Raw genomic sequence first — 6,240 nt, forward strand, 5'->3', positions numbered from 1 at the left:
AGAGCCCGGCCGATGTTCTGGACGATCTCGACCTGGGAGCCACGGGTGTCCGCGAAGCAGATCGCCTCCACCCCGCGCTCGCCGGTGATGTCGACACCCTCCCCGAGCACGCGCACGGATGCGAGGAAGGCCCGGTGTACGCGTCGGTTGTCCGCGTCGATGCCGCCTGCGAACTGGCGCAGGACCTCGCGCCGCTCCGTGACGAGGTGGTCGCCGCACAGCCACGCCGACCACACCCGGTCCGGCGGTACGTGCCGGCCCGCCTCCAGCTCGTAGAACTCCGCGTCGATCGAGGACTTCGGCAGCTTCTCCGCGGCCGCCAGATCGGCGTCCGTGGCATCGGTGACGTACAGCTCGGCGGCGGTCTCCGGCAGCTTCTCCGCGAACGCGGCCGCCTCCTCCACTTTCTGGTGGAAGGTCATGACCGTACGCAGGTTGTACGCCGCCGAGTGCTCCAGGAGGGCGGCCTGCAGCAGGGCCAGGCGCCGGCCCCGCTGCGCTTCCTCGGACTCTCCGAGGGCGGGGGAGGGGTCGCGGATTTCCAGGACGTCGATTTCGAAGCCGGCGAGGATCCCCCGCTCGATGCTCTCGTTCAGCCCCAGCTCCGCGATCCACGCCCCGTAGGTGCCGTCAGGGTCGTCGGTCATGCTCGCGATCTCCGCTTCCTGGCCGCCGGCCTTCTGCGGGCGGGGCGCGGCGAGGATGCGCGGGGTGGCGGTGAGGTAGAGCCGGAAGTCCGCCGGGATCCGGGTGTTGTCGTGGATCGCTGCCCACGGGCGTCCGAGGTCGCCGGCGGTTCCGTGGGCTTCGTCGACGATGGCGAGGTCGAAGCCCGTCATCTGCTGCCCGTAGAGCCGCTGCCCGCCCCCCAGGGCGGCCTCCAGGGGCCCGCGGATCTTCCGCAGGCCCTTGGGTGCGTCGATGTCCTCGCGGTCCACCAGGGAGGCGTACGTCGCCAACACGACGACTGGCCCGTGCCCGGCCCACAGGGCGAGCTGGATGGGGTTGGTGGTGGTGCGCACCCCGAGCTCGTTCAGGACGGGGTCGTTCTCCAGCGAGCAGACGGCGATCATCGGGGCCCGGTGGCCCACTAGCCGCCACGCCTGGGCGGTCTGGGCGAGCAGGTCCAGGGTGGGGACGGTGACGAGGATCCGGCCGCTGGGGAAGGACTCCAGCGCGCTCGCGGCGGCCGTGATCGTCTTGCCCGATCCGGTCGCGGACACGATGGTGCCCCGGGCGCCCTGCGGGGGCACAGATGACCTTGCAGGAAATCCCACCCACTTACGGAACGCCGACTTCTGGTCGACCTGGTGCTCGCGCAGGCGGATCATGAACCTGCAGCCTTCTCCGAGCGGGCGGCCGGGACGGACTGTGTGGTTTCGCCGAGCCTCGGGTCAGTTGCTGCGGCTTTGCGGCGTCGGCGGTGTTCGCGTTGGGCTTGGGCGCGGGCGCATTCGCGGGTGCAGTATTTGATGCCGCTGGTGCGGTTCTGTCCGTATTCGGCGCGGCCGCGTTGGCGGACGAAGTCGCGTCCGCAGGTTTCACTCGCGCAGGTGCGGATGACGGCGTCTTCGGCGAGGTGGTTGTAGAGCTGGAGGAAGGCGACGGAGTAGATGGTGGGGTGGCGGTCGGTGAGGCTGCCGATGCCGACGCTGAACACCTGGAGAGCTGCTTGCATCGCGCCTTTGAGCTGGGCGAGTTTGGACCATAGGACGAATTCGCGCAGTTGGTCGAGGTTCTGGGGCCAACCGTCGTCGCGGTGTGCGTTGTCGGCGCGGAGACGGGTGAGTTCTTCCTCGTTGACCTCCGTCTCGACCAGCGCGTCCAGTCCCCCTTCGCGGCGGCAGGCGATCCAGGTGGTGATGGCTTCTTGGGCTTCGTTGACGTAGACCCTTAGTAGGTCCTTGTGCGTCGCCCCCGCTCTGCGTTCGGGGTGTTCTCGGTCGGCGAGCTCAAGGACTTCATCCTCCCTTTCGAGCCCCCAGTTGTCGGTGTCCAGGCCGGTTCCCCATCCGCAGAATCTGCCGTAGCTCCGGTTCCAGGCTGCGATGGTTTCGAGGTCGCTGGGATCGAGGTCCATGAGCTCGCGCAGATAGAAGTCCTCGGGCAGCGCAACCGTCTTGGGCCTGGGCGCGAGGGGGTCGCGTAGGTCCCCGACGAGCCAGTCGCCCTCTACCCGCACGCTGGCGTCCGGTTCCAGCTCCGGTGTGGGCACGGGAGTGCCAGGCCAAAGAGTGGGACGAAAGCGTGGGTCTACGTATGCCGCCATGCCGGGCATCATATCCACACAGGCATAGCACGAACAGGATGCAGTTCGTATCACTCACGCAGAACATCTTGGAGGAGCAGCCGTGGTGACGCACTGGCAGGAACGCAAGGCGATCGGAGACGCGCACGAGCGACGAGTCGAAGCCGCGCTGCGGGCACGAGGATGGACCGTCCAGCGCTGCGGCCAAGGCACCTACGCGTCAGCAATCCAGCAGGCCCTCGCCCGCACCACCTCCGCACTGCGCTGGTTCCCAGACCTGATCGCCGCTCGCGACAGCGAGATCGTCACCATCGACGCCAAAGACCGCATGCCCAGCACCACCTCCGACCGCTACGCCGTCAGCAACGACGCGGTCCGCGCTGGTCTGCTCTTCACCGGCGTCCACGCACCCACCCCGCTCTACTACGTGCTCGGCGACCTGAAGGTCCTCACGCCCGCCGAGGTCCTCCACTACACCGATCACGCCCGCCGCCACCGCAGCGGTGCCTACCACTTCGTCAGCACAGCCCACGCCCACCACTTCGACGACGTTTTCGGGCCCACAGGCCTGCAGGCGGCCAGCTGACCCAGCGGCACTCCCGCCGACTGGGTGCACGTGCGGAGGATCCGCCTGCCCAGGACCACTCCCAGCGCTCACCCCACGGCCCTGCATCTGACGCAAATGGCGGCGCCCGCAGGCTGGCAGTGACGTTGCTGGTGAGTCCGGCGCCCCGGGCGGGTCCGGCGAGGCCGTCACCGCGCAATAGCGAGGTTGACGGCCCTTCCGCAGAATCGGGCCGCGGCCATGCTGTTCCGGAGGCAAGCGGGCGGCTCCGCCTTGAGGTCTCGGCCTGTCGCCGGGTGCGCCGGTGGGGGTGGCCCGTAGCGTGCGGTCATGTCTGATGCCCTGTCCGCCCGGAAGCGGTCCACGCTCTTCGACGGGTTGCGGAACGGGCAGGATGTGGCCACAGCCGCGGAGGCTGCTGGCGTGGGGGTGCGGCAGGTGTTCACCGCGGCGCGCACCGACACCGCGCTCGCCCTGCTCCTGGCGGGCACCGATCCGGATGACCCCGGCGCCACCGGGATCATCAAGCGCGCCGAGTACCTGCGGCTCCTCGCTCTGGGATGCACACCGAGCCTCGCCGCGCAGATCCTCCTCGACGGCACGGGCAAAGCCAGTGGCTGGCGCCGCGAGGACCCGGCGTTCGCGCAGGCCTGCGACGCGGCCGGGAACCTCGCCTCCGGCCAGCCGGCCCCGGCACGGGCACCCCGCTTCACCCCCGAGCGACGCCGCGCCTTCCTCGACCACCTGGAAGCCGGCCTGTCGGTTACCGCGGCCGCGGCCGAAGTCGGGATCACCACCGCGGTCATCTACCAGCGCCGCAAACGCGACCCCGCCTTCGCCGCCGCCATGGACACCGCCCACCACGCGCAACCCCGCACCCCGGACACGACCCCCGGCACCGACGAGTGGGACGCCTTCTTCCGCGCCCTGCGCCCCGGCGTCGCCCTGCGCCAAGCCGCTCTGGCGGCTGGGATCCGGCCCGAGGCCGTCTACGACCGCCGCCGCGCCGACCACGCCTTCGCCCACCGCACCAACCAGCAGCGCACCACCCGATAACCCCGGAACAGGCCACGGGTCACCGGTCCGGCTACTCCATGCCGAGGGCGGCATCAGGCCGGCAGTGCGGGCAGGCGGGGACCCCTTCGGCCAGCGCCCGCCGCGCTTCGTCCACGGTTATGGCGGTGCAGCGCTTGCGTGCGTCCCAGCAGTCTCCGGCGTGGACGCGGACGGGAAGCCGGCCTACGCCGATGCCGCGCTCGATCAGCCAGTCCGGGGGCGGCGGCGCGGGTCTTCGTACGGCCATCGCCGCCGCGTGCTGCTCTTCGGCGGCGATCCAGTCGCGGGTCCGCTGGAGGTCCTGGGTCTGCACTCTTTCCAGGAATCGCAAGAGCTGGAGGCGCGATGGCGCGGGAGGCTCGGTCACGGCTCAGCTTCCGTACTGGGCCTGCCGTGCGGCCTTGCATGCCGCGCAGAGCGGCGAGGCCCCGACTCCGTAGCGGCATGTCGGAGCGTGGCAGCGGGCGCAAGGGCCGGTCTGGCTCGGCGCCCAGGTGACGGGCTGGGGTCTGGCGGGGGTTTCGGGGGTGGTCATCGTGGGCTCCTGGCGGTGCGGAGGGCGACACTCCTATTAGATCTCATGTTCGATTTTCTGCGCGAGTCTACGCAGGTCACCGGCCGTAGGTCTTGTGACTGAGCGTCGTAGTTGGCCACTGAGCGTTCTAAAGGTTGTTCCACAAGGGTGGCCAGGCCCGAACGGCGCCCGGTTTGCCGCGATCCGACCCTACGGCTCGATGGCCTGGAAGGGGACAAAGTTGCTCATTGCGGGGTCGCTCGCGTCCCTCACCAAGGGCCTCGATCACCTTGTGAAACAACCTTTAGAGCCCGTCTCCTTGATGGATCATCCGCAGGTCGGCACCCTTTGATACTTGCGGCATCGCGTATGGAAGCCTGTCCACATGGATACATTCGCGGACCGACTCGACGGCGGGTGGAAGTGGTGGGAGGCCGCCATTGAGGAAGCCCAGGAGGGGCGCTGGGTCCGCGACGCCGTGGAGCGGCAAGTCATCCAGGACATCGGCGCCGCCACAAACCCTCTCCATGGCGGACGGATGGCCCCGTTCAGCGAGGACTCGTGGCACGTACGCATCGGGAGGGTCGCGAACTGGGCCGGGGTGCTGCGGCTCGCGGCACGATCAGGCGGGTGGGTGCTCCAACCCGTCGCCGGACACATCCCGCCCAACCCTGCTGGCATGACGGCGCTGCTGTCTGGCATCTACGCGGTCGGCGAGCAAGGAGAAATCTGGATGCGGCAGCTCCTGAAGGGAGAGGTGCCACCAGAAGAGGAGATCGCGAAGGCCGAAGGCTTCCTCACCGGGCCGGGATCCGTCGAGGACCTTGAGCTCTTCTTCTACGACTGAATCGCCGTCGCTTCGTCGTCACCGCCGTGCCCACATGAGGATGGCGGCGAGGTGGAGTGCGGCCTGGTAGGAGATGGCGAGCTTGTCCGTTCGCATGGCCAGGCCGCGCCACTGCTTCAGCCGGCCGATGCATCGCTCTACCGCGTTGCGTTGCCGATACGTCTCGGCGTCGAAAGCCGGTGGGCGACCGCCGGCGCGGCCTCGCCTCAGGCGGTGGCCGATCTGGTCGGACGGCTGAGGGATGACAGCGCGGATTCCACGTCGGCGGAGGTGATTGCGGATCGCGCGGGATGAGTACGCGCGGTCCGCCAGGACGGCATCGGGTCGGGTCCTCGGTCTTCCCGGCCCGCTTCGCGGAACACGGATGACAGCCATGACGGTCTCGAAGGCTGGGGCGTCGCCAGCCTGGCCTGCTGTGACGCAAAGGGCGAGGGGGCGTGCACGGCTGTCGCTGGCGAGGTGGACTTTCGTGCTCAGGCCTCCGCGGGAGCGTCCGAGAGCGTGGTCATCGGGCTCGGCCCGGCCTGGAGCCCCTTTTTCCTGGCTCCGGCGGCGTGCTGGTGGGCTCGGCAGACGGTGGAGTCCACCGAGACGGTCCAGCCGATGTCGTCAGCAGCCTCGGCCGCTGCCAGGACCGCGGCAAGGATGCGTTCCCAGGTGCCGTCCACGGCCCACCTGATCAGGCGTTTATGGGCGGTCTGGAACGAGCCGAGCTCGTCGGGCAGGTCGCGCCAGGGTGAGCATGTGCGGTACTTCCACGCGATGGCCTCCAAGGTCCGGCGGTGATCGGCCCACCGCCGACCGCGGACCGGATCGGGCGGCATCAGCGGCTCGATCCGGTCCCACATCGCATCAGTGATCACTAATCGGACGGACACATCAGATCAACTGACCAACCGATCAAAGAGACACGCTCTAGTAGTGCTTTGTTAGGTGGTGTCGTAGGTCTGCCATGGGGCCGGTTGTCGGCAGGTGGGGCAGGTCCCGGTCCAGGTGGCGATGAGGTGTTG

7 protein-coding genes are annotated in these 6,240 nt (G+C 69.1%); 3 read left to right on the plus strand and 4 right to left on the minus strand.

Translation table 11 applies throughout. From position 1 onward, the window contains the following. A partial coding sequence (locus AB0M92_RS38995; protein ID WP_366107143.1) for a DEAD/DEAH box helicase family protein occupies nucleotides 1-1,331 on the minus strand: 1,331 nt, incomplete at its 3' end. Further along, nucleotides 1,328-2,215, minus strand: a complete 888-nt coding sequence (locus AB0M92_RS39000; RefSeq protein ID WP_366107144.1) for a hypothetical protein — start codon at nucleotides 2,213-2,215, stop codon at nucleotides 1,328-1,330. The genes AB0M92_RS38995 and AB0M92_RS39000, both read right to left, overlap by 4 nt. A gap of 139 nt (nucleotides 2,216-2,354) precedes the next feature. Here AB0M92_RS39000 and AB0M92_RS39005 point away from each other — a divergent pair, with 139 nt between their 5' ends. Both AB0M92_RS39005 and AB0M92_RS39010 read left to right on the plus strand, forming a co-directional pair. Then, the gene (locus AB0M92_RS39005; RefSeq protein WP_366107145.1) at nucleotides 2,355-2,834 is read left to right on the plus strand and encodes a hypothetical protein; all 480 of its coding nucleotides are present in this window, start codon (nucleotides 2,355-2,357) and stop codon (nucleotides 2,832-2,834) included. A 309-nt stretch (nucleotides 2,835-3,143) separates the two neighbouring features. After that, nucleotides 3,144-3,869 (plus strand): hypothetical protein, encoded by a 726-nt coding sequence (locus tag AB0M92_RS39010; RefSeq protein ID WP_366107146.1) that lies wholly within the window; start codon nucleotides 3,144-3,146, stop codon nucleotides 3,867-3,869. A 31-nt stretch (nucleotides 3,870-3,900) separates the two neighbouring features. Here AB0M92_RS39010 and AB0M92_RS39015 read toward each other — a convergent pair whose 3' ends face one another. Continuing rightward, nucleotides 3,901-4,236 (minus strand): DUF6233 domain-containing protein, encoded by a 336-nt coding sequence (locus AB0M92_RS39015; protein ID WP_366107147.1) that lies wholly within the window; start codon nucleotides 4,234-4,236, stop codon nucleotides 3,901-3,903. A 532-nt stretch (nucleotides 4,237-4,768) separates the two neighbouring features. Here AB0M92_RS39015 and AB0M92_RS39020 point away from each other — a divergent pair. After that, nucleotides 4,769-5,230: a hypothetical protein gene (locus tag AB0M92_RS39020; RefSeq protein ID WP_366107148.1), complete on the plus strand. Its 462-nt coding sequence runs from the start codon at nucleotides 4,769-4,771 to the stop codon at nucleotides 5,228-5,230. An 18-nt stretch (nucleotides 5,231-5,248) separates the two neighbouring features. Here AB0M92_RS39020 and AB0M92_RS39025 read toward each other — a convergent pair. Next, nucleotides 5,249-6,108 (minus strand): IS5 family transposase gene (locus AB0M92_RS39025; protein ID WP_366107149.1). Its coding sequence is split into 2 segments (ribosomal slippage): nucleotides 5,249-5,766 and nucleotides 5,766-6,108, totalling 861 coding nucleotides; the frame shifts between segments, so codons are not numbered across the junction. Nucleotides 6,109-6,240 lie beyond the last annotated feature (132 nt).

The organism is Streptomyces sp. NPDC051582 (assembly GCF_040681715.1).
Lineage (GTDB): Bacteria > Actinomycetota > Actinomycetes > Streptomycetales > Streptomycetaceae > Streptomyces.

Coding starts and splice junctions, on each gene's coding strand:
- AB0M92_RS39010 (WP_366107146.1), top strand. CDS start 3,144: ATGTCTGATGCCCTGTCCGCCCGGAAGCGGTCCACGCTCTTCGACGGG.
- AB0M92_RS39020 (WP_366107148.1), top strand. CDS start 4,769: ATGGATACATTCGCGGACCGACTCGACGGCGGGTGGAAGTGGTGGGAG.